This is a genomic window from Streptomyces sp. Ag109_O5-10, from assembly GCF_900105755.1.
GTDB lineage: Bacteria > Actinomycetota > Actinomycetes > Streptomycetales > Streptomycetaceae > Streptomyces.
Genome location: NZ_FNTQ01000001.1, coordinates 6,990,836 through 7,013,221, shown reverse-complemented (window position 1 = coordinate 7,013,221; position 22,386 = coordinate 6,990,836). Strand labels below are relative to the sequence as shown.

Annotated in this window: 24 protein-coding genes and 2 pseudogenes; 7 read left to right on the top strand and 19 right to left on the bottom strand. The window is 72.5% G+C overall.

The features are described from left to right. Positions 1-4 precede the first annotated feature (4 nt). The 5 genes and pseudogenes from BLW82_RS31990 (at position 5) to BLW82_RS31970 (ending at position 5,663) form a co-directional block, all read left to right on the top strand. A complete protein-coding gene (locus BLW82_RS31990) occupies positions 5-1,180 on the top strand; it encodes an ADP-ribosylglycohydrolase family protein (RefSeq protein WP_093504302.1) in 1,176 nt (391 codons plus the stop codon). 1 nt (position 1,181) lies between these two features. Beyond that, positions 1,182-2,702 (top strand): annotated as a pseudogene (locus BLW82_RS31985) (ADP-ribosylglycohydrolase family protein); the annotation flags it as partial. After that, positions 2,699-3,592: a ribokinase gene (gene rbsK, locus BLW82_RS31980; RefSeq protein WP_093504300.1), complete on the top strand. Its 894-nt coding sequence runs from the start codon at positions 2,699-2,701 to the stop codon at positions 3,590-3,592. The pseudogene BLW82_RS31985 and the gene rbsK, both read left to right, overlap by 4 nt. Beyond that, on the top strand, positions 3,589-4,845 hold the full coding sequence (locus tag BLW82_RS31975) for a CaiB/BaiF CoA transferase family protein (protein WP_093504299.1): 1,257 nt from the start codon (positions 3,589-3,591) through the stop codon (positions 4,843-4,845). The genes rbsK and BLW82_RS31975 overlap by 4 nt, the downstream gene beginning before the upstream one ends. Next, the gene (locus tag BLW82_RS31970; RefSeq protein WP_093504298.1) at positions 4,842-5,663 is read left to right on the top strand and encodes an HpcH/HpaI aldolase/citrate lyase family protein; all 822 of its coding nucleotides are present in this window, start codon (positions 4,842-4,844) and stop codon (positions 5,661-5,663) included. The genes BLW82_RS31975 and BLW82_RS31970 overlap by 4 nt, the downstream gene beginning before the upstream one ends. Before the next feature lie 507 nt (positions 5,664-6,170). Here the strand turns inward: BLW82_RS31970 and lgt are convergent. The 11 genes from lgt to hisI form a co-directional block, all read right to left on the bottom strand. Beyond that, entirely contained in the window at positions 6,171-7,184 is a 1,014-nt protein-coding gene (lgt, locus tag BLW82_RS31965; protein ID WP_093504296.1) for a prolipoprotein diacylglyceryl transferase, read from the bottom strand. Positions 7,185-7,286: 102 nt separating this feature from the next. Continuing rightward, complete coding sequence (locus BLW82_RS31960; protein ID WP_093504294.1) at positions 7,287-8,063, bottom strand: DsbA family protein; 777 nt, start codon at positions 8,061-8,063, stop codon at positions 7,287-7,289. A gap of 117 nt (positions 8,064-8,180) precedes the next feature. After that, positions 8,181-8,999 carry a tryptophan synthase subunit alpha gene (gene trpA, locus BLW82_RS31955; RefSeq protein WP_093504292.1) on the bottom strand — a complete coding sequence of 273 codons (819 nt, stop codon included), beginning with the start codon at positions 8,997-8,999 and terminating at the stop codon, positions 8,181-8,183. Beyond that, positions 8,996-10,279, bottom strand: a complete 1,284-nt coding sequence (gene trpB / locus BLW82_RS31950) for a tryptophan synthase subunit beta (protein WP_093504290.1) — start codon at positions 10,277-10,279, stop codon at positions 8,996-8,998. Before trpB ends, trpA begins: the two co-directional genes overlap by 4 nt. 79 nt (positions 10,280-10,358) lie before the next feature. Continuing rightward, a complete protein-coding gene (trpM, locus tag BLW82_RS46375) occupies positions 10,359-10,559 on the bottom strand; it encodes a tryptophan biosynthesis modulator TrpM (protein ID WP_093504288.1) in 201 nt (66 codons plus the stop codon). A gap of 21 nt (positions 10,560-10,580) precedes the next feature. Continuing rightward, complete coding sequence (gene trpC / locus BLW82_RS31940) at positions 10,581-11,390, bottom strand: indole-3-glycerol phosphate synthase TrpC (protein WP_093504286.1); 810 nt, start codon at positions 11,388-11,390, stop codon at positions 10,581-10,583. A 147-nt stretch (positions 11,391-11,537) separates the two neighbouring features. Further along, positions 11,538-11,987 carry a DUF2752 domain-containing protein gene (locus BLW82_RS31935; RefSeq protein ID WP_093504284.1) on the bottom strand — a complete coding sequence of 150 codons (450 nt, stop codon included), beginning with the start codon at positions 11,985-11,987 and terminating at the stop codon, positions 11,538-11,540. Positions 11,988-12,064: 77 nt separating this feature from the next. Then, positions 12,065-12,328 carry an HGxxPAAW family protein gene (locus BLW82_RS31930; RefSeq protein ID WP_093504282.1) on the bottom strand — a complete coding sequence of 88 codons (264 nt, stop codon included), beginning with the start codon at positions 12,326-12,328 and terminating at the stop codon, positions 12,065-12,067. Between the two features lie 262 nt (positions 12,329-12,590). Continuing rightward, positions 12,591-13,235 (bottom strand): TIGR02234 family membrane protein, encoded by a 645-nt coding sequence (locus BLW82_RS31925; RefSeq protein WP_093504280.1) that lies wholly within the window; start codon positions 13,233-13,235, stop codon positions 12,591-12,593. Positions 13,236-13,307: 72 nt separating this feature from the next. Then, a complete protein-coding gene (locus BLW82_RS31920) occupies positions 13,308-14,786 on the bottom strand; it encodes an anthranilate synthase component I (RefSeq protein WP_093504278.1) in 1,479 nt (492 codons plus the stop codon). A gap of 11 nt (positions 14,787-14,797) precedes the next feature. Next, a complete protein-coding gene (gene hisI / locus BLW82_RS31915) occupies positions 14,798-15,229 on the bottom strand; it encodes a phosphoribosyl-AMP cyclohydrolase (protein WP_093504276.1) in 432 nt (143 codons plus the stop codon). An 82-nt stretch (positions 15,230-15,311) separates the two neighbouring features. On the opposite strand from hisI, the gene BLW82_RS31910 reads away from it, so the two are divergent. Next, positions 15,312-15,947 (top strand): TIGR03085 family metal-binding protein, encoded by a 636-nt coding sequence (locus BLW82_RS31910; protein ID WP_093504274.1) that lies wholly within the window; start codon positions 15,312-15,314, stop codon positions 15,945-15,947. Positions 15,948-15,957: 10 nt separating this feature from the next. Next, positions 15,958-16,356 carry a VOC family protein gene (locus tag BLW82_RS31905; RefSeq protein WP_093504272.1) on the top strand — a complete coding sequence of 133 codons (399 nt, stop codon included), beginning with the start codon at positions 15,958-15,960 and terminating at the stop codon, positions 16,354-16,356. Positions 16,357-16,465: 109 nt separating this feature from the next. Here the strand turns inward: BLW82_RS31905 and hisF are convergent. The 8 genes and pseudogenes from hisF to hisD form a co-directional block, all read right to left on the bottom strand. Continuing rightward, a pseudogene (hisF, locus tag BLW82_RS31900) lies at positions 16,466-17,220 on the bottom strand (imidazole glycerol phosphate synthase subunit HisF). Continuing rightward, on the bottom strand, positions 17,217-17,621 hold the full coding sequence (locus tag BLW82_RS31895) for a Rid family hydrolase (RefSeq protein WP_093504270.1): 405 nt from the start codon (positions 17,619-17,621) through the stop codon (positions 17,217-17,219). The pseudogene hisF and the gene BLW82_RS31895 overlap by 4 nt, the downstream one beginning before the upstream one ends. Continuing rightward, entirely contained in the window at positions 17,618-18,343 is a 726-nt protein-coding gene (gene priA, locus BLW82_RS31890) for a bifunctional 1-(5-phosphoribosyl)-5-((5-phosphoribosylamino)methylideneamino)imidazole-4-carboxamide isomerase/phosphoribosylanthranilate isomerase PriA (protein ID WP_093504268.1), read from the bottom strand. Before priA ends, BLW82_RS31895 begins: the two co-directional genes overlap by 4 nt. Beyond that, positions 18,340-18,981: an imidazole glycerol phosphate synthase subunit HisH gene (hisH, locus tag BLW82_RS31885; protein ID WP_093504266.1), complete on the bottom strand. Its 642-nt coding sequence runs from the start codon at positions 18,979-18,981 to the stop codon at positions 18,340-18,342. The genes priA and hisH overlap by 4 nt, the downstream gene beginning before the upstream one ends. Continuing rightward, positions 18,978-19,142, bottom strand: a complete 165-nt coding sequence (locus BLW82_RS44665; RefSeq protein WP_177233142.1) for a hypothetical protein — start codon at positions 19,140-19,142, stop codon at positions 18,978-18,980. The genes hisH and BLW82_RS44665 overlap by 4 nt, the downstream gene beginning before the upstream one ends. Positions 19,143-19,145: 3 nt before the next feature. Then, positions 19,146-19,739, bottom strand: coding sequence for an imidazoleglycerol-phosphate dehydratase HisB (gene hisB, locus BLW82_RS31880; RefSeq protein ID WP_093504265.1), 594 nt, complete (start codon positions 19,737-19,739; stop codon positions 19,146-19,148). Then, positions 19,736-20,845, bottom strand: coding sequence for a histidinol-phosphate transaminase (locus BLW82_RS31875; protein WP_093504263.1), 1,110 nt, complete (start codon positions 20,843-20,845; stop codon positions 19,736-19,738). The genes hisB and BLW82_RS31875 overlap by 4 nt, the downstream gene beginning before the upstream one ends. After that, a complete protein-coding gene (gene hisD, locus BLW82_RS31870; RefSeq protein WP_093504261.1) occupies positions 20,842-22,167 on the bottom strand; it encodes a histidinol dehydrogenase in 1,326 nt (441 codons plus the stop codon). Before hisD ends, BLW82_RS31875 begins: the two co-directional genes overlap by 4 nt. Positions 22,168-22,386 lie beyond the last annotated feature (219 nt).

Sequence of the window (22,386 nt, the reverse complement as noted above, 5' to 3'; positions counted from 1 at the left end):
GTGCATGACGCCCAAAGAAGAACAAAGCGCCGGAGCTTCGCTCGACGACCGGATCACCGGAGCGCTGGTCGGGGCCGCCGTCGGCGACGCCCTCGGCGGCCCGGTCGAGGGCTACTCCCCCGACCAGATCCTCGAACGCCACGGCGGCCGCGTCCACGGCATCGTCGGCCCCTGGAACGGCGACGCCTGGCGCACCGCCCGCCCCATCGCGCCGTACCACAAGGGCGACGGGCACGTCACCGACGACACCTTGATGACCCACGCGCTGGTACGGGTGTACGACCGCGTCCGCGACCACCTCGACGCGTACGCGATCGCCGACCACCTGGTCCCCGACCTGATGACCAACCCCCGCTGGATCCCGGAACTGGAGACGGAGACCATCCCCCTGCACCGGATCTTCCTCGCGGAGAAATGGCTCGCGGCCCGCCTCCACTACGGCCACGTCGACCCCCGCGAGGCCGGCGTCGGCAACATCGTCAACTGCGGTGCGACGATGTACATGGCCCCCGTCGGCCTGGTCAACGCGGCGCACCCGCAGGCGGCCTACGCCGAGGCCCTGGACGTCGCGGGCGCCCACCAGTCGTCGTACGGCAGGGAGGCGGCGGGCGTCTTCGCGGCGGCGGTGGCGGCGGCGACCGCGCCGGGCGCGACACCGGACTCCGTGGTCGGCGCCTGCCTGTCCGTGGCGAAGGACGGCACCCGAGAGGCGATCGAACGCGTCTGTGAAACGGCGGCACACCACTCCGACTTCGAGTCGGCGCTGGTTCCGCTCCGCGAGGCGATCGCCCCCTACGACACGGTGGGCCCCGACTACCGGTCCCCCTCCCTCGGCGCCCGCCGCCCCTCCCGCCTGCACGCCATCGAGGAACTCCCGGTCGCGCTGGGCATGTTGCTGGTGGCCGGCGGCGACTACCGGCACGCGGTCCTCGGTTCCGTCAACTACGGCCGGGACTGCGACTCCATCGCGACGATGGCGGGCGCGATCACCGGGGCGCTGGGCTCGCCGGTCCCGGAGGACTGGTCGAAGCGGGTCGCCGAGGCCAGCCGCCTCGACCTCTGGGAACCACCCCGGGTCCTGGCCGGAGTGGCCCGGGAGGTCTTCGCCCGCGACGTCGAACGCCGCCGCACCCACGAGGAGTCCTTCGCCCGCCTCGGAGGTCCGAGTTGCTCCGACTGACCTGGGTCCAGCCGGAGGACCTGCTGGGCCACGAGCTGTGCCAGGCCCGGCAGGACGGGCGGGAGCCGTCGGCGATCGCCGCGCGCTGGCGGGCGGCGGGGGGCGCGGAGGCGCCGGACCGGGCAGGCGCGTCGCCGGACCGGGCGTCCCGGTATGTGCGCCAGCTGGCGGAGGATCTCCTCGACGAACTCGCCGACCTGCCGAGTCGGTTGAACGAGCCGACGGATCTGGCCGCGATCAGGGCGCTGTGTCCCGAATGGCCGTCAGCGCCACGGGGAGCACGGTGCGGACCGTCGTGCGACTGCGGGTGCGCGGAGGCCGGCCACGCAGTTCCCCGCGCCCCTGCCGAGGCGCTGCCCAGCCGCCACTCTCATCCAGCCGCGGGCGGCCGGGCCGCGGGGGCGGCACGGGTGGGCACGGGCGGCGCCGGGCCGGCGCCGGTGAGCGTCCCCGCCCCCAGCCCCCGCCCGCCCGCGCCTACCACGCCGCCTGGCTCGGCCGAGCCGTCGGCTGTCTGCTCGGGAAACCCGTCGAGAAGCTTCCCCTGCACGCCATCCGCGAACTCGCCCGCGCCACCGGCAACTGGCCCCTGAACCACTACTTCACGGCCCACGGCGTCCCCGCCGAACTCCTCTCCGCCCACCCCTGGAACCGCCGCTCGGCCCCCACCTCCCTCGCCGAGAACATCGACGGCATGCCCGAGGACGACGACCTCAACTACCCCCTCCTCAACCTCCTCCTGCTCCAACGCCACACCAGGAACTTCACCACCGCCGACGTCGCCGCCCTCTGGCTCGACGAGCTCCCCGCCGGCCGCACCTTCACCGCCGAGCGCGTCGCCTACCGCAACCTCCTCACCGGCGTCGAACCCCCGCACACCGCCCGCCACCGCAACCCCTTCCGCGAGTGGATCGGCGCCCTCATCCGCGCCGACGCGCACGGCTGGACCAACCCCGGCGACCCGGCCGCGGCCGCCGAACAGGCCCACCGCGACGCCACCCTCACCCACACGGCCAACGGCGTCTACGCGGCGATGTTCACCGCGGCCGTCATCGCCACCGCAGCCACCGGCAGCCACGACGTCCACGCCTGCCTGCGCACCGGCCGGTCCGTGATCCCGCCCCACTCCCGCCTCGCCCGCGCCGTCGACCACGCGATCCGGCTCGCGCAGCAGCACGCCGACTTCGACACCGTCGTCGACGCACTCCACGCCGCCTACTCCCCCACCCACCACTGGGTGCACGCCATTCCCAACACCGCCCTGACCGTCGCCGCCCTCACCCACGCCGACGGCGACTTCACCGGCTCCGTCTGCCGCGCGGTGAGCGGCGGCTGGGACACCGACTCGAACGGCGCGACGGCGGGATCCGTCGCCGGGCTGCTCGCCCGTGACCCCGACGCGCTCCCCGACCGCTGGACGGTCCCGCTCAAGAACCGGCTCGCCACCTCCGTCGGCGGCTTCGACGGCACCGGCTTCGACACCCTCGCCCACCTCACCCACCTGGAGGCGACCCGCTCATGACCCACATCGCCGTACTCGGCAGCATGAACATGGACCTCGTCGCGTACGCCGAGAAGGCGCCGCAGCTCGGCGAGACCGTGACGGGACGCGCGTTCCGCACGATCCCCGGCGGCAAGGGCGCCAACCAGGCGATCGCCGCGGCCCGCGCCGGCGCCACCGTCTCGATGATCGGCGCGGTCGGCCACGACGCCTACGGCGTCCGGCTGCGCGAGACCCTCGAACACTCCGGCGTGGATACGGACTCGCTGCGCACGATCGAGGGCCCGTCCGGCACCGCGCACATCGTCGTGGACGACGAGGGCGGCAACGCGATCGTCGTGATCCCCGGCGCCAACGGCACCGTCGACCATCTCTCCCCCGGCGACGAGGGCGTCATCGCCTCCGCCGACATGCTCCTGCTCCAGCTGGAGATCCCGCTCGCCGCGGTCGTGGCCGGCGCGCAGGCCGCACGCCGCCACGGCATCCGGACGGTCCTCACCCCGTCCCCCGCCCGCCCGCTGCCGTCCGAACTCCTCGACAACATCGACCTGCTGGTGGCGAACGAACGGGAAGCGGCCACCCTCACCGACCGCACCGACCCGCGCGACGCGGCGGCCGCGCTCCTCGACCAGGTGCCGCAGGTCATCGTCACCCTCGGTGCGGCCGGCAGCCTCTACCTCACCCGCGACGCCGCCCCGCTCGTCATCCCCGCGCCCCATGTGACCACCGTCGACTCGACCGGCGCGGGCGACACCTTCGTCGGCGCCCTCGCGGTGGCCCTGGCCGAGGAGAAACCGATCCGCGAGGCCCTGTCCTGGGCGGCGGCCGCGGCGGCGATCTCCGTCCAGCGGGAAGGGGCGACGGAGTCGATGCCGTACCGCCCGGAGATCGAAACCCAGTACACCGCATGAGTACGGCACCCGAGGCACCCACGACGCCGACGACCCCGACGACCCCGACGACGTCCACGACACCGGCGCCCGCGCCCCTCACCGGTCTGCGCGTCCTCGATCTGGCCACCCTCTTCGCCGGTCCCCTCGCCGCCACCATGCTCGGTGACTTCGGCGCCGAGGTCGTCAAGGTCGAGCACCCCGCCAAGCCCGACCCTTCCCGGGGGCACGGCCCCGCCAAGCAGGGCGTAGGACTGTGGTGGAAGCTGCTCGGGCGCAACAAGCGCACCCTCACCCTCGACCTGTCAAAGCCCGGCGGCCGCGCCACCCTCCTCCGGCTGGCCGCCACCGCCGACGTGATCATCGAGAACTTCCGCCCCGGCACCCTGGAGAAGTGGGACCTCGGCTGGGAGGAGCTGTCCGCCGCCAACCCGCGCCTGGTCCTGGCCAGGGTCACCGCCTTCGGTCAGTTCGGCCCCTACGCCCGCCGCCCCGGCTTCGGCACCCTCGCCGAGGCGATGAGCGGCTTCGCTGCGATCACCGGCGAACCGGACGCCCCGCCGACGCTGCCGCCGTTCGGGCTCGCCGACTCCATCGCGGCGCTGACCACCGCGTACGCCGTGATGACCGCGCTCGCGGCGCGGGACCGCACCGGCGAGGGCCAGGTCGTCGACATGGCGATCATCGAGCCGATCCTGGCCGTCCTCGGCCCCCAGCCCATCTGGTACGACCAGCTCGGCTACGTCCAGGCACGCACCGGCAACCGGTCCGCCAACAACGCCCCGCGCAACACCTACCGCACGGCGGACGGCAGCTGGGTCGCGGTGTCCACCTCGGCCCAGTCGATCGCCGAACGCGTGATGGGCCTGGTCGGGCGCCCGGACCTGATCGACGAGCCGTGGTTCGCGACCGGAGCCGGCCGGGCCGCGCACGCCGATGTCCTGGACGCGGCCGTCGGCGACTGGGTCGCCACCCGCTCCCGCGCCGAGGTGCTGGCCGAGTTCGAGAAGGCGGAGGCGGCGGTGGCGCCGATCCAGGACGTGCGGGACGTCATGGAGGACCCCCAGTACCAGGCGCTGAACACGATCACGACCGTCCCCGACCCCGACCTGGGCCCCCTGCGCATGCAGAACGTGCTCTTCCGGCTCTCGGCCACCCCCGGCGCGATCCGCTGGACCGGCCGCCCGCACGGCGCCGACACGGAGGAGGTCCTGGCCGAGCTGGGCCTGACCCCGGCCCAGGTACGGGCCCTGCGTGCGGAGGGCGCCGTATGACCACCGCGGCGTTCCCCCTGACCTGGCTGTACGTCCCCGGCGACCGGCCGCACGTCGTCGCCAAGGCGCTGGGCTCCGGAACCGACGTGGTGGTGATCGACCTGGAGGACGCGGTCGCCCCCGACCGCAAGGACTACGCCCGCGCCGCCACCGCCGAGCTCCTCGCCCATCCCCAGCCGGTCCCGGTCCACGTCCGGATCAACGCCCTGGACACCCCCTGGGCAGGGGCCGACATCCAGGCCCTCCAGGCCCTCCCCGGCCTCGTCGGGGTACGCCTCCCGAAGGTCACGAGCCCCGAGGACGTCCGCCGCCTCGCGGCCCGCACCGCCGCCCTCCCCCTCTACGCCCTGCTCGAATCGGCCCTCGGCATCGAACACGCCTATGCCATCGCCGTCGCCCACCCCGCCCTGCGGGGCATCTCCCTGGGCGAGTCGGACCTACGGGCCGACCTGGGCGTACGGGACGACATCGGCCTCGACTGGTGCCGTTCCCGGATCGTGGTCGCCGCGCGGGCGGCGGGCCTCGCCCCGCCGCCCCAGTCGGTCCACCCCGACACCCGTGACCTCAACGGCCTCGCCGCGTCCTGCGCCCACGGGCGCGCCCTGGGCTTCCTGGGCCGCGCCGCGATCCACCCCCGGCAGCTCCCGATCATCGAACGGGCCTACCTCCCCACGGAGGCCGAAGTGGAACAGGCGGAAACAGTCATCAAGGCAGCCACCGCCCAGCAGGGCGCCCAAGCCCTCCCCGACGGCAGCTTCATCGACGCAGCCGTGGTGGCGACAGCCCGCAGAACCCTCTCCCTGCTGAACCGCCACTGACCCCGCCCACCGGCGGAAAGGGCGACCGCCGGGACAAGGCGCCGACGGAGGGAGGCCGCGGGCGGAGAGAGGCCGCGGGTGAGGGCAGTGGCCGGTGAGGGCCAGCCCAGTGGCGGGCGGGGAGGACAGTCGCCGGTGAGCGGCAGCTCAGTGGCAGGCGGGAAGGGCAGCCGCCGGAGAGGGCCAGCTCAGTGGCAGGCAGGAAGACCAGCCGCCGATGAGGGCCACCTCAGTGGCAGGCAGGAAGACCAGCCGCCGATGAGGGCCACCTCAGTGGCAGGCAGGAAGACCAGCCGCCGATGAGGGCCACCTCAGTGGCAGGTGGGGACGGCAGTGGCGGGTGGGGGGGAGGAAGTGGGGGGGTTGTGAGTTCTTTCCGTCGCGACGGCGAGAACCACGACGGTGCTGTCCGGCGGTGCCGCACCCGGCGCAACCCCCCAGCGGCCCCGGACACGAGGAGGGCGCCCGGTTCGATCCCGGGCGCCCTCCTCGTCGTACGGCAGCAGGTCAGCTCTTCGTGGTCCCCGACCCGGCCTCGTCCTTGACCTCGTCCTTGGCCTCGTCCTTGACCTCGGCGTCGTCCTCGACCTCGGCCTCGGCCTGTTCGCCGGACGCCTTCGGCTCACCCGCACCGTCGGCCTCACCGTCGGAGACACCCTCCCCGTCGGACGCGCCCTCGTCGGACGCGCCCACGTCGGAGGCGGCGCCCGGCTCGACCACCGCCTCCCGGCCCGGCCGGTTCTTCGCGGAGACCACGATGTACAGCACCGCGAGCAGGAACACGATCATCGCGGTCCAGTCGTTGAGCCGCAGGCCGAGGACGTGGTGGGCGTCGTCGACGCGCATGTACTCGATCCAGCCGCGGCCCACGCAGTACGCCGCGACGTACAGGGCGAACGCCCGCCCGTGCCCGAGCTTGAAGCGGCGGTCGGCCCAGATGACCAGGAAGCCGACGCCGATGCACCACAGCGACTCGTAGAGGAAGGTCGGGTGGTAGTAGCCGGGAACGCGGCCGCCCTCGGAGGAGGTGATGTGCAGGGCCCACGGAAGGTGGGTCTCGCGGCCGTAGAGCTCCTGGTTGAACCAGTTGCCCCAGCGGCCGATCGCCTGGGCGAAGGCGATGCCGGGGGCGATGGCGTCGGCGTAGGCCGGCAGCGGGATGCCCCGGCGCCGGCAGCCGATCCACGCGCCCACCGCACCGAGCGCGATCGCGCCCCAGATGCCGAGGCCGCCCTGCCAGACCTTGAACGCGTCGACCCAGTCACGGCCCGCGCTGAAGTACAGCTCGTAGTCCGTGATCACGTGGTAGAGACGCCCGCCGACCAGGCCGAACGGTACGGCCCAGACCGCGATGTCGGCCACGGTGCCGGCCCGCCCGCCGCGGGCGATCCAGCGCTTGTTGCCGAGCCAGACGGCTACGAAGACACCGATGATGATGCAGAACGCGTAGCCGCGCAGCGGGATGGGTCCGAGGTGGATCACTCCGCGCGACGGGCTGGGAATGTAGGCAAGTTCTTCCATGGCAGGGTCGACGCTACCGTGCCGGACCGGGCCGACGGCAACCAGCCCGGCTACGGCTCCATAACGGGGGCGTGAGAATCGCCTGATCCCCCTTACTGCTTGTTACTGCTTGTTCGCGTCCTCGACCAGCTGCTTCAGCTTGTCCGGGGTCATGGTCTGGTCCTGGTAGATGTTCTTGCCGTCGAGCAGGACGGTCGGCGTGCCGTCGAACTTGGCGGCCTGGAAGGCCTGGTTGGACTTGACGACCCAGGAATTGTGCGTGCCGTTCCTGACACACTTCTGGAACGCCGGCGTGTCCAGCCCCTGCACCTTGCCCGCCAGCTCGATCAGCTTGTCGTTGCTCGCGAAGGCGTCGTCGGTCTCCTTCGGCTGGTTCTCGTACAGCACGTCGTGGAAGTCACGGAACTTCCCGGCGTCCTGGGCGCAGGCCGCCGCGTTGGCCGCGTTCCGGGAGCCGGTGCCGCCGAGGTTGCCGTCGATCAGCGTGACCAGGTGGTACTCGATTCTGAGCCGGCCCGCGTCGACCAGCTGGTGGAGCGTCGGGCGGTACGCCGTCTCGAAGGCCTGGCAGGCCGGGCAGCGGAAGTCCTCCCAGACGGTGAGCGTCGCCTTGGCGCCGTCCTTGCCGACCGGAATGGCGAGGCTGTCCTTGCCCTGCGCCCCGGAGGGCGCCACGACCGGACCGGAACTCGCGCTGCCCTTGTCCCTGCCCGCGTTCGCGGCGACCACGCCGATCACCGCCGCCAGACCCAGGACGCCGACGACGCTCGCGCCCACGATCAGCGCACGCCGCCGCTTGTCCGAGGCCCGCTGCTTCTCGCGCTCGGCCGCCAGCCGCTCCCGGGCCATCCGCTTTCCGTCACGATTCTTCTCGCTCACACCCCCAGAACGAACCGGGGAGGCGCACCGCGCCTCCCCGGTCCCAGGTCCACCCGTTCGAGTGACCGAATGTTCCGTTGTGTCCAGCCGTACCCTGGTGGGGCCGCGCCTGCGGGCCTACGCCTGTCCGCGTACGCCCTTCGCCAGGCCCCCGGCGAGTTCACGGACGGCCGCGACACCGGCCGCGTGGTCCGGCGCGTCCAGCATCCGCTTCACGAAGGCCGAACCGACGATCACGCCGTCGGCGAAGCCGGCGACCTCGGCGGCCTGGGCCGCGTTGGAGACGCCGAGGCCGACGCAGACGGGCAGCCCGGTGCCGGTGGCCCGGGTGCGCTCGACCAGGTCCTGGGCCTGCGCCCCGACCGATTCACGCGTACCGGTGACACCCATGAGCGAGGCCGCGTAGACGAACCCGCTGCCCGCCGCCGTGATCGTCGCGAGCCGCTCGTCCTTGCTGCTCGGCGCCACCACGAAGACCGTCGCGAGGCCGTGCTTCTCGGCGTGCTCCCGCCACAGGGCCGACTCCTGCACCGGCAGGTCGGGCAGGATGCAGCCCGCGCCGCCGGCCTCGGCCAGCTCCGCGGTGAAGCGTTCGACGCCGTAGCGGTCGATGGGGTTCCAGTACGTCATGACGAGGATCGGCTTGCCGGTGGCCTCGTGGGCCTCCTTCACCGTGCGCATGACGTCCGCGATCCTCACACCGCCGCGCAGGGCGATGTCGTCGGCGGTCTGGATGACCGGGCCGTCCAGGACCGGGTCGCTGTGCGGCAGCCCGACCTCGACGACGTCCGCGCCGCCGTCCAGGGCGGCCTTGATCGCCTCGATGCCGCCGTCCACGGTCGGGAAGCCGGCCGGGAGGTAGGCGATGAGCGCGGCGCGGCCTTCGGCCTTGGCGGCTGCCAGGGTCTCGTCCAGCAGCTGGATGTTCCCGCTCACTTGGCGTCCCCCTCGATCTCGGCGGTGTCGGCGGCGTCGGCCGCGACCTCGGCGTCGGTGTCGTACAGCCCGAAGTAGCGCGCGGCGGTGTCCATGTCCTTGTCGCCGCGGCCGGACAGGTTGACGACGATCAGCCCGTCCCTGCCGAGCTCCTTGCCCACGTCCAGGGCGCCGGCGAGGGCGTGGGCGCTCTCGATGGCCGGGATGATGCCCTCGGTGCGGGAGAGCAGGCGCAGGGCCTGCATGGCCGCGTCGTCGGTGACCGCGCGGTACTCGCCGCGGCCGGAGTCCTTGAGGTAGGAGTGCTCGGGACCGATGCCGGGGTAGTCCAGGCCGGCCGAGATCGAGTACGGCTCGGTGATCTGGCCCTCGTCGTCCTGGAGGACGTAGGACCGGGAGCCGTGCAGGATGCCGGGCTCACCGGCGGTGAGGGTGGCCGCGTGCTCGCCGGTCTCGATGCCGTGGCCCGCCGGCTCGCAGCCGATGAGGCGGACGCCCGTGTCGGGGATGAAGGCGTGGAAGAGGCCGATGGCGTTGGAGCCGCCGCCGACGCAGGCGATCGCGGCGTCGGGGAGCCGGCCGGCCCGCTCCAGGAGCTGGCGGCGGGCCTCGACGCCGATGACCCGGTGGAAGTCGCGGACCATGGCCGGGAAGGGGTGCGGGCCCGCGACCGTGCCGAACAGGTAGTGGGTGTGGTCGACGTTGGCCACCCAGTCGCGGAACGCCTCGTTGATGGCGTCCTTGAGGGTGCGGCTGCCGGACTTCACGGCGACGACCTCGGCGCCGAGCATGCGCATCCGGGCCACGTTGAGGGCCTGGCGCCGGGTGTCGATCTCGCCCATGTAGATGGTGCAGTCGAGGCCGAACAGCGCGCAGGCGGTGGCCGTCGCCACGCCGTGCTGGCCGGCGCCGGTCTCCGCGATCACACGGGTCTTGCCCATGCGCTTGGTGAGCAGGGCCTGCCCGAGCACGTTGTTGATCTTGTGCGAGCCGGTGTGGTTGAGGTCCTCGCGCTTGAGGAAGATCCGGGCGCCGCCGGCGTGTTCCGCGAAGCGGGGGACCTCGGTGAGGGAGCTGGGGCGGCCGGTGTAGTTGACCAGGAGGTCGTCGAGCTCGCGGGCGAACTCGGGGTCGTGCTTGGCCTTGTCGTACTCGACGGCGACCTCGTCCACGGCGGCGACGAGGGCCTCCGGGATGAACTTGCCGCCGAAGGCGCCGAAGTAGCCCTCGGCGGAGGGCACCTGGCCTTCTGGATCAGGGAAGAAGTAGTCGCTGGGCATGCGGAAACCTCACGGTGAGTGCCGGTGAAAGAACACTGTTCGCCGTGGGGCGTCGGGGTTGTCCGTCGGCTGACGGCCGTCAGCGGCTGATCGCGCCGTTCCCCGCGCCCCTGACGGGGCGCTGCCATCGACGTCCGTTGACCTGCCCGGGTTCGTCACCGATGACGTACCGCACCCGGCGGCCGTGGACGCGCCGCGCCGGTGCACGGCAACCGCGAGGACGGCAGCCGCGCGCGAGGCGGGCGTACCGGTCCACTGCTGTCGTCACCGTGAGAGTCATCGGGATCAGCCTACCCGGTGATCAGCCGCGGCCGTGTCGCAGAGCGGGGTGTTCGCCGGCCGCCACCAGGTCGGCCACCGCCGCCTTGGGGTCGCGGCCCGTGACCAGGGACTCGCCGACCAGGACCGCGTCGGCGCCCGCGTTGGCGTACGCGATCAGGTCGTGCGGACCGCGGACGCCGGACTCGGCGACCTTGACGACGTGGGCGGGGATCTCGGGGGCGACCCGCTCGAAGGTGCCGCGGTCGACTTCCAGGGTCCTCAGGTTGCGCGCGTTGACACCGATCACCTTGGCGCCGGCGTCCACCGCGCGCTCGACCTCGTCCTCGTCGTGGACCTCGACGAGCGGGGTGAGGCCGATGGACTCGGCACGCTCGATCAGCGACTCCAGGGCCGGCTGGTCGAGGGCGGCGACGATCAGCAGCGCGAGGTCGGCGCCGTACGCGCGGGCCTCCCACAGCTGGTACGACGTGACGATGAAGTCCTTGCGCAGCACCGGGATGTCCACCCGGGCCCGGACCGCCTCCAGGTCGGCCAGCGAGCCGCCGAACCGGCGCTGCTCGGTCAGGACCGAGATGACGGCCGCGCCGCCCGCCTCGTAGTCAGCGGCGAGCCCGGCCGGGTCGGCGATCGCGGCCAGCGCGCCCTTGGACGGGCTGGAGCGCTTCACCTCACAGATGACCTTGACGCCCTCACCGCGCAGCGCGGCCACGCCGTCCTTGGCGGCCGGCGCCTTCGCCGCGCGCTCCTTGAGCTCGTCGAGGCTGACGCGCGCCTGCCGTTCCGCGAGGTCGGCACGGACGCCGTCGATGATCTCGTCGAGCACACTCACGAGAGCGGCCCCCTTCCGGACGGTTCTTCCAGGCGGTCTCAAACCCATGGGCCGAAAACTCATGGTCACTGCGATGGTATCCGGAGGACGGGGTGGGCCTCACATCCGGCTGACGCCGGTCCCAGTACCTGGACATCCACCGGTTGATCAAGGATGCAACCAGCCACCGAAGGGCAGGTTCCGGACAACGGTGAAGACCAGGAGCAGCACGCCCAGGCTCCACATCTGCACCGGCCCGAGCTGGATCCGGGCGGGCCGGCCGCGTGCCGCGCGCACCGCCCAGACGGTCCACACCACGGCGAAGGCCAGGTAGGCGAGGACGCCCGCCGCGTTGTCCCGCAGCGCGGCCAGGAAGTCGCCGTGGACGAAGGCGTGCGCGCTGCGCAGGCCGCCGCAGCCGGGGCAGTACAGGCCGGTGAGCCGGTAGAGCGGGCAGACCGGGTAGTGACCGGGCTGGTTGGGATCGACGGTGCCGACGTAGGCGAAGGCTCCGGCGACGGCGCCCAGCACGGAGACGGGCACGGCCAGCCGGCCCCGGAGGGTGGGCATCGCCGGCGGGGCGGCTGCGCTGTGGCTGTCGGCGTTCACGCCTCGCATTGTGCCCCGTACGGTCGGCACACGCGCGCGAGGGGCGCCCCCGATGTCTCGGAGCGCCCCTCGGGAGGTGGTGCGGGTCAGCTCTCGGCCGCGGCCGGCTCGCGGGTGGCGGCCGGGGCGGTGGGGGTGTACGCCAGGGCACCGCTCTGCTTCGGCTGGCCGAGGCCCATGGAGCGCATGATCAGGCCGACCACGCCGCCGAGGAGCACGATCGCCATGCCTGCCCAGAAACCCACGGGCTGCGCCATCACCATGAAGGCGCCCGCGACGCAGAAACCGATGAAGGCGATGATGACGCCGGTCCAGGCGGCCGGGGTGTGACCGTGGCTGCTGCCCGCCATGACTTGCTCCTCGTTGCTGGTACGTGTCGTACGGGCCCGAGCTCGTACGTGTCCTTCCGGACGCTCGCCCTCCATTGTCCCGTACCCACAGGGGTGCCAGGAGCTGGGGTGGCGTCTGATTCGCCACATCGGCTGCAGCGCCTCGTAGGCGGCACTGGGGGTCCCCCCGGCCGCAGGCTGGGGAGGAACCGCGCGACCAGCCCCAACGGCACGGCAGACGGCCGTCGGCCCACCGTGGACTCACGGCGCCCCCGGCGAATCGTCACGCGCCCGTGGGATCCTCGCCCCGGTCGAGCGCCTTCCAGATGTCCTCCGGCCGGTCGGGATCCACCGGCTTCGGCGCCCGCCGCGGCCGCTCCGCCCCCGTGCCGCGCTCGTAGCGCCCGGACATGGCGGGCCACAGCCGCCCGTAGCGCAGCGCCAGCAGACCGGCGACCAGGATGAGCGCGCCGCCGGCCGCGGCGACGTACGGCCAGCCCGTGTGGCTGAGCGCGGCGACCGTGGCGGACGTGTCCCCGCTGGCCTCGGCGGCCTTCTCGTCGAGCGCGGAGCCGTCGGCCGCGCCCAGCAGGGCCGCGGCGACGATGCCGGCGCCGGACAGCGCGAGGAGGCCGGAGACCAGGAAGCGCCCGGCCCTGCGGACGGCGAAGACGGCGACGAGCGCGGCAAGGCCCACTATGGCGAGGGCCGCGGGGACGCCCGTGACGTCGCTGCCCTTGGCGGTCAGCGGGAAGTCGCCGCCTGCCACCGTCGCGGTGCCCGCCGCCCAGCGCTGCCGGGTGGACAGCAGGGCCACGGCCGCGCCGAGCGCGCCGAAGAGCAGCGCGACGGCGAGGCTGCGGCGGCCGGACCGGGTGGGCTCGCCGGCTTCGGAAGAGGGGTGAGGAACAGCAGTCACGTACCCCACTATCGCCTGAACCCGGCGCGAACGGTCACCCGGGGTCGGGTGAGAAGCGCCCCACCTGCCCGGCCCGCGCGCCTACTTGCCCAGTCTGTTGGCCGTGTGCACCGCCCGCAGGACCGCCGCCGCCTTGTTGCGGCACTCCTGGTCCTCGGCGACCGGGTCGGAGTCGGCGACGATGCCGGCGCCGGCCTGGACGTACGCCGTGCCGTCGCGGAGCAGCGCGGTGCGGATGGCGATGGCGGTGTCGGAGTCGCCGGCGAAGTCGAGGTAGCCGACGCAGCCGCCGTACAGCCCCCTCCGGGACGGTTCCAGTTCGTCGATGATCTGCATGGCGCGGGGCTTGGGGGCGCCGGAGAGGGTGCCGGCCGGGAAGCAGGCGGTGAGCACGTCGAAGGCGGTGCGGCCGTCGGCGACCTTTCCGGTGACCGTCGAGACGATGTGCATGACGTGCGAGTACCGCTCGACGGACATGAAGTCGACGACCTCGACGGAGCCGGGCTCGCAGACCCGGCCCAGGTCGTTGCGTCCGAGGTCGACGAGCATCAGGTGCTCGGCGCGCTCCTTGGGGTCGGCCATCAGCTCGTCGGCGAGGGCCTGGTCCTCCTGCGGGGTGGCCCCGCGCGGCCGGGTGCCCGCGATGGGGTGCACCATGGCCTGCCCGTCCTCGACCTTGACGAGGGCCTCCGGGCTGGATCCCACGACGTCGAAGCCGTCGAAGCGGAAGAGGTACATGTACGGCGACGGGTTGGTGGCCCTGAGGACCCGGTACACGTCCAGTGCGCTCGCCGTGCACGGGGTTTCGAAGCGCTGGGAGGGGACGACCTGGAAGGCCTCGCCCGCGCGGATGCGCTCCTTGATGTCCTCGACGGCGACCTGGAAGTCGGGGCCGCCCCACAGGGCGGTGTACTCGGGGAGCTCGGAGGGCGGCAGGACGGCGGGCGGCTGGGCGACCGGGCGGGAGAGGTCGGCCTCCATGGCGTCCAGGCGGGCCACGGCGTCGGCGTGGGCCTCGTCGACGCCGGTGTCGAGGTCGTTGTGGTTGATCGCGTTGGCGATCAGCAGGACCGAGCCCTCCCAGTGGTCCATGACGGCGAGGTCGCTGGTGAGGAGCATGGTCAGCTCGGGAAGTGCGAGGTCGTCGCGCTCCCCCGGGCCGATCTTCTCCAGGCGGCGCACGATGTCGTACCCGAGGTAGCCGACCATGCCGCCGGTGAAGGGGGGCAGTTCCTGGTCGTGCGGGGTGTGCAGGGCCTCGATGGTGGCGCGCAGGGCGGCCAGCGGGTCGCCGTCGACGGGCACGCCGACGGGCGGGGTGCCGAGCCAGTGGGCCTGACCGTCGCGGGCGGTCAGGGTCGCCGCGCTGCGGACGCCCACGAACGAGTACCGGGACCATGAGCGGCCGTTCTCGGCGGACTCCAGCAGGAAGGTGCCGGGGCGCTCGGCGGCGAGCTTGCGGTAGAGAGCGACCGGGGTGTCGCCGTCGGCGAGGAGCTTGCGGGTGACCGGGATGACGCGCCGGTCGGTCGCGAGCTTGCGGAAGGTCTCGAGGTCCATGGCGGCAGACCTTACTGATCGGAGGCGGCCGCGCCGGAATCGGCGGCCTCGTGACCGTGCTCGGCGTCCTTGAGGAGCACGTCGGCGTCGAAGCAGGTGCGGTCGCCGGTGTGGCAGGCGGCGCCCACCTGGTCGACCTTGACCAGCACGGTGTCGGCGTCGCAGTCGAGGGCGACCGACTTCACCCACTGGAAGTGGCCGGAGGTGTCGCCCTTGACCCAGTACTCCCGGCGGCTGCGCGACCAGTAGGTGCAGCGGCCGGTGGTGAGGGTCCGGTGCAGCGCCTCGTCGTCCATCCAGCCGAGCATCAGCACCTCGCCGGTGTCGTACTGCTGGGCGATGGCGGGGAGGAGTCCGTCGGCGCTGCGCTTGAGGCGGGCGGCGATCTCCGGGGCGAGGCCACTGGACGGGGGCGTACCCGTCGTACCGGTCGTACTGGTCATGGGTGCCATTGTGCCGCGCGGCACCGACAGTCACGGTCCGTGTCCACTGTCCGGACGGTGCGGGTGGCCGTAGGCTGACGGTATGTCGACCTTCGCCAAGCGTGAACGGCTTCTGCTCGCCGACCTCTTGGAGACCGCCGGTCCCGAGGCTCCGACCCTCTGCGAGGGCTGGGTGACCCGTGATCTGGCCGCGCACGTGGTGGTGCGCGAACGCCGGCCGGACGCGGCCGGGGGCACGATGATCAAGCAGCTGGCGCCGCGCCTGGAGAAGGTGACGGCCGAGTTCGCGGCGAAGCCGTACGAGGAGCTGATCCAGCTCATCCGCACCGGTCCGCCGCGTTTCTCGCCGTTCCAGCTCAAGCAGGTGGACGAGGCGGCCAACACGGTCGAGTTCTACGTCCACACCGAGGACGTCCGCCGGGCCCAGCCCGACTGGTCGCCGAGGGAGCTGGACCCGGTCTTCCAGGAGGCCCTGTGGACCCGGCTGGAGCGGACCGCCCGGCTGCTCGGCCGGGGTCTGCCGACGGGCCTGGTGCTGCGCCGCCCGGACGGCCAGACGGCGGTCGCCCACCGTGGCGCACCCGTGGTGACGGTGACCGGCGAGCCCTCCGAGCTGCTGATGTTCGCGTTCGGCCGGCAGAGCGCGGCGAAGGTCGAGGTGACCGGCGACGAGAACGCGATCGCCAAGCTGAACGAGTCCAAGAAGCTGGGCATCTGAGGAGCCCGCGGTGATCAGGGTCGCGATGACGAGCGTGTACGTGGACGACGTGCCGAAGGCGCACGCGTTCTACACGGACGTCCTCGGCTTCGAGACCCGTACCCTCCTGGACCTGGGCGACGGCACCCTGTTCGTCACGGTCGGCGCCCCGCAGGGTGCCCAGCCGGACCTCCAGCTCCTGCTGGAGCCCGGCGAGGGCCCCCTCGCCGACCCGTACCGCAAGGCCGTCTACGAGGCGGGCCTCCCGGCCATCGTGTTCTCGGTCGACGACATCCGTTCGGAGTACGACCGCCTGCGCACCCTGGGCGTCCGCTTCCCGCACGGCCCCCGGGACCAGGGCCCGGTGATCGCCGCCGTCCTGGACGACACGGTCGGCAACCTGATCCAGCTGACCCAGCCGAAGGACTGACCGCCCTCACCGGGGCAGCTCGGCCCGGCGCAGCCCCGGTACGGCCACGGGGCCGCGAAACGGCCCCGGCCGCCTGTCAGGGCGACCGGGGCCGTGGTTCGGCGTGGCGTCACCGGACGGGGTGGCCCGCCTCCCGGAGCGTCTGCTTCACCTCGCCGATCCTGAGGTCGCCGAAGTGGAAGACGGAGGCCGCGAGGACCGCGTCCGCGCCCGCCGTGACGGCCGGGGGAAGTGGGCGAGGGCGCCGGCGCCGCCGGAGGCGATGACCGGGACCGTGACGTGCTTGCGGACGGCGGTGATCATCTCCAGGTCGTAGCCGTCCTTGGTGCCGTCGGCGTCCATCGAGTTGAGCAGGATCTCGCCCGCGCCCAGCTCGGCGGCCCGGTGGGCCCACTCGACGGCGTCGATGCCGGTGCCGCGGCGGCCGCCGTGGGTGGTGACCTCGAAGGAGCCCGACCCGGTGCGGCGGGCGTCGACCGACAGGACCAGGACCTGACGGCCGAAGCGTTCCGCGATCTCGCGGATCAGGTCCGGGCGGGCGATGGCCGCCGTGTTGACGCCCACCTTGTCGGCGCCGGCGCGCAGCAGCTTGTCGACGTCCTCCGCGGTGCGGACGCCGCCGCCGACCGTCAGGGGGATGAAGACCTGCTCGGCCGTGCGGCGGACCACGTCGTAGGTGGTCTCCCGGTTGCCGGAGGACGCGGTGATGTCCAGGAAGGTCAGCTCGTCGGCGCCCTCCGTGTCGTACACCTTGGCCATCTCGACCGGGTCGCCCGCGTCCCGCAGGTTCTGGAAGTTGACGCCCTTGACGACCCGGCCGTTGTCCACGTCCAGGCAGGGGATGACTCGGACCGCCAGGGTCATGAATCCACGGCTCCTCTGTATGCCTCTAGCTCTGCCTCGACCAGGATGCGCGGGTCGACGAAGCCGGTCACCACGACGAACGTGGTCACCGGGCGCACCGCGTCGAAGACTTCCTTGTGGGCGCGTCCCACCGCGTCCATGTCGCGCGCGTGCGCGAGGAACAGGCGGGTACGGATCACCGACTCCGGTCCGAGACCGAACTCGGCGATCGCCTCCAGGGCGGCGGCGAAGGCCACCCTGGCCTGCTCGTACGGGTCGCCCTCCCCGTACAGCACGGTGCCCTTGAAGGACGTCGTACCGCCCACCACCACACGGTCGCCCGCCGCGACGGCGCGGGCGAAACCGAAGCTCTCCTCCCAGGGACTTCCGCTCTGCACGCGCCGTACGGCATCGGACGTCATCGTGACACTGCCTCCAGTGCTTCTTCCAAGGTGAACGCCTTGGCGTACAGGGCCTTTCCGACGATGGCGCCCTCGACACCGAGGGGTACCAGGTCGGCCAGCGCACGGAGGTCGTCCAGCGACGACACGCCGCCGGAGGCCACGACCGGCCGGTCCGTCGCCGCGCACACGCTCTTCAGGAGTTCCAGGTTCGGGCCCTGGAGGGTGCCGTCCTTGGCGATGTCGGTGACGACGTAGCGGGCGCAGCCCTCCTGGTCGAGGCGGGCGAGCGTCTCGAAGAGGTCGCCGCCGTCGCGGGTCCAGCCGCGGCCGCGCAGGGTCGTGCCGCGTACGTCCAGGCCGACCGCGATCTTGTCGCCGTGCTCGGCGATGACCTTGGCGACCCATTCCGGGGTCTCCAGGGCCGCCGTGCCGAGGTTCACGCGGGTGCAGCCGGTGGCGAGGGCCGCGGCGAGGGTGGCGTCGTCGCGGATGCCGCCGGACAGCTCGACCTTGATGTCCATCGCCCCGGTGACCTCGGCGACCAGCGCGCGGTTGTCGCCGGTGCCGAACGCCGCGTCCAGGTCGACCAGGTGCAGCCACTCGGCGCCCGATCCCTGCCAGGCGAGGGCCGCCTCCAGCGGGGAGCCGTAGGAGGTCTCGGTCCCGGACTCGCCGTGCACGAGGCGGACGGCCTGGCCGTCGCGGACGTCGACGGCGGGAAGGAGTTCGAGCGTGCTCACAGTGTTCCGATCCAGTTGGTGAGGAGCTGGGCGCCGGCGTCGCCGGACTTCTCGGGGTGGAACTGGGTGGCCCACAGGGCGCCGTTCTCCACGGCGGCCACGAACGGCTTGCCGTGCGTCGACCAGGTCACCCTGGGGGCGTGCATGGCCGCGTTGTGCGTCTCCTGGGTCCAGTCGTGGACGGCGTAGGAGTGCACGAAGTAGAAGCGCGCGTCGGCGTCCAGGCCGGCGAACAGCTCGGAGCCCGCCGGTGCGTCCACGGTGTTCCAGCCCATGTGCGGGACGATCTCGGCCTGGAGCGGCTCGACCGAGCCGGGCCACTCGTCGAGGCCCTCGGTCTCGACGCCGTGCTCGATGCCGCGCGCGAACAGGATCTGCATGCCGACGCAGATGCCCATCACGGGCCGTCCGCCGGACAGCCGGCGGTCGATGATCCAGTCCCCGCGCGCCCCGCGCAGGCCCTGCATGCAGGCGGCGAAGGCGCCGACGCCCGGCACCAGCAGGCCGTCCGCGTTCATCGCCTTGTCGAAGTCACGGGTGATCTCGACATCGGCCCCGGCGCGGGCGAGGGCGCGCTCGGCGGACCGGACGTTGCCGAAGCCGTAGTCGAAGACCACCACACTCTTGGGAGCGGTCAATTCCACACCTCCAGCCTCATGACGCCCGCCACCAGGCACAGTGCGGCGCTGATCGAGAGCAGCACGATCAGGCTGGTGGGCATCTTCTGCTTGACGAAGGAGACGATTCCGCCGACCAGGAAGAGGCCGACGACGATCAGGAGGGTCGAGAGGCCGTTCATCGCTTACAGCGCGCCCTTCGTCGAGGGGAGGATGCCGGCCGCGCGCGGGTCGCGCTCGGAGGCGTAGCGCAGCGCCCGCGCGAGCGCCTTGAACTGGCACTCCACGATGTGGTGCGCGTTACGTCCGTACGGTACGTGCACGTGCAGGGCGACCTGCGCCTGGGCGACGAAGGACTCCAGGATGTGCCGGGTCATGGTGGTGTCGTACTCGCCGATCATCGGCGCCATGTTCTCCGGCTCGGTGTGCACGAGGTACGGGCGCCCGGACAGGTCGACCGTGACCTGGGCGAGCGACTCGTCCAGGGGGACCGTGCAGTTGCCGAAGCGGTAGATGCCGACCTTGTCGCCGAGGGCCTGCTTGAAGGCGGCGCCGAGAGCGAGGGCGGTGTCCTCGATGGTGTGGTGCGCGTCGATGTGCAGGTCGCCGTCGGTCTTGACGGTGAGGTCGAACAGACCGTGCCGGCCGAGCTGGTCGAGCATGTGGTCGTAGAAGCCGACGCCGGTGGCGATGTCGGTCTTGCCGGTGCCGTCGAGGTCGATCTCGACGAGGACCGAGGTCTCCTTGGTGGTGCGCTCCACGCGCCCTACGCGGGTCATGCGTCCAGCTCCTTCTTGACTTCACGTACCGCGTCGAGGAACGCGTCGTTCTCTTCGGGGGTTCCGGCGGACACCCGCAGGAAGCCGGGCACGCCGTTGTCCCGGACGAGGACTCCCCGGTCGAGGATCCGCTGCCACACCGCGTGCGGGTCCGCGAACCGCCCGAACTGCACGAAGTTGGCGTCCGACTCGGTGACTTCGAGGCCCGCCGCCCGCAGTTCGGCGACCAGCCGGTCCCGCTCGGCCTTCAGCTGCTCGACGTACTTCAGCAGCGTGTCGGTGTGCTCCAGGGCGGCCAGCGCGGTCGCCTGGGTGATCGCCGACAGGTGGTAGGGCAGCCGGACCAGCTGGACGGCGTCCACCACCGCGGGGTGCGCGGCGAGGTAGCCGAGGCGCAGGCCGGCCGCGCCGAAGGCCTTCGACATGGTCCGGGAGACGACGAGATTCGGCCGACCTTCGAGCAGCGGCAGCAGCGAGGAGCCGTGGCTGAACTCGATGTAGGCCTCGTCCACGACGACCATCGAGGGTTTGGCGGCCTGGGCGGCCTCGTAGAGCGCGCGGACCGTCTCGGCCGGCACCGCGTTGCCGGTGGGGTTGTTGGGGGTGGTGATGAAGACGACGTCCGGCCGGTGCTCCGCGATGGCCGCCGAGGCCGCCTCGACGTCGAGGGTGAAGTCCTCGTTGCGGGGGCCGGAGATCCAGCGGGTGCCGGTGCCGCGCGCGATGAGCGAGTGCATCGAGTACGACGGCTCGAAGCCGATCGCGCTGCGGCCGGGTCCGCCGAAGGTCTGCAGCAGCTGCTGGATGACCTCGTTGGAGCCGTTGGCCGCCCACACGTTCTCGACGGAGAGCGGGTGGTTGCCGGCCTTCGTCAGGTACCTGGCCAGCTCGGTGCGCAGCTGCACCGCGTCCCGGTCGGGGTAGCGGTTCAGGTCCCGGGCGGCCTCGCGCACCCGCTCGGTGATCCGCTCGACCAGGGGTTCGGGCAGCGGGTAGGGGTTCTCGTTCGTGTTCAGCCGTACGGGGACGTCCAACTGGGGCGCGCCGTAGGGGGACTTGCCGCGCAGCTCGTCCCGTACGGGGAGATCGTCGATGCCGAAGCTCACTTGCCCGTCGGTACCTTCCATCCGAACCTCGCCTTGACCGCCGCGCCGTGCGCGGGCAGGTCCTCCGCCTCCGCCAGCGTGACCACGTGGTGCGCGACCTCGGCCAGCGCGTCCCGCGTGTAGTCGACGATGTGGATGCCGCGCAGGAAGGACTGGACGGAGAGCCCGGAGGAGTGGCAGGCGCAGCCGCCGGTGGGCAGCACGTGGTTGGAGCCGGCGGCGTAGTCGCCGAGGGAGACCGGCGCCCAGGGCCCGATGAAGATCGCGCCCGCGTTCCGCACCCGGTCGGCCACGGCGGCGGCGTCGGCCGTCTGGATCTCCAGGTGCTCGGCGCCGTACGCGTCGACGACCCTCAGGCCCTCGTCGACGCCGTCGACCAGGACGATCGCGGACTGCCGGCCCTCGAGGGCGGGCACGATCCGGTCGTCGACGTGCTTGGTGGCGGCGACCTGCGGCGCCAGCTCCTTCTCGACCGCGTCCGCCAGCTCCACGGAGTCGGTGACCAGCACCGCCGCCGCGAGCGGGTCGTGCTCGGCCTGGCTGATCAGGTCGGCGGCGACGTGCACCGGGTCGGCGGTGGCGTCCGCGAGCACGGCGATCTCGGTCGGTCCGGCCTCGGCGTCGATGCCGATCCTGCCGGTGAAGTAGCGTTTGGCGGCGGCCACCCAGATGTTGCCGGGGCCGGTGACCATGGCGACGGGCGGGCAGGACTCGGTGCCGTACGCGAACATCGCGACGGCGGTGGCGCCGCCGGCCGCGTAGACCTCGTCCACGCCGAGCAGGGCGCAGGCGGCGAGGATCGTCGGGTGCGGCAGGCCCCCGAACTCGGCCTGCGCGGGCGAGGCGAGCGCGATCGAGTCGACGCCGGCCTCCTGCGCGGGCACCGCGTTCATGATCACGGAGGAGGGGTAGACGGAACGTCCGCCGGGCGCGTAGAGACCCACTCGCTCGACCGGCACCCACTTCTCGGTGACCGAGCCGCCGGGCGCGACCTGCGTGGTGTGCGTCGTGCGGCGCTGCTCGCGGTGGACGAGCCGGGCGCGCCGGATGGACTCCTCCAGGGCCGCGCGCACCGCCGGGTCGAGCCGCTCCAGCGCGTCCGTGAGCGCCCGGGCCGGGACCCGTACCGACTCCAGGCGTACGCCGTCGAACTTCTCGGCGAAGTCGATCAGCGCCGCGTCGCCCCGATGATGCACGGCCTCGCAGATCGGCCGCACCTTCTCCAGGGCGGCCGAGACGTCGAAGTCGGCTCGGGGCAGCAGGTCGCGCAGCGCGAGGCCCTCGGGGAGGGCGTCGCCGCGCAGATCGATTCGGGAGATCACAGGCTCAATTCTCTCAGACGGCACTCGGAGCCCGTCCGCGCGTATCAATGGCTGATACAGAACGTGAGCCGACGACCGCACCGACCGCGGCTCCGTGGCTTGATACGGGGCGCGCGGCGGCGCCCGGCCCCTAGCCTGGCCGGAACCCGGAAGATCACCGTCACCAGCTGTGTTCGGGATCTCACGCACCGGGCATCACCGGTTGTACCGAACATGACC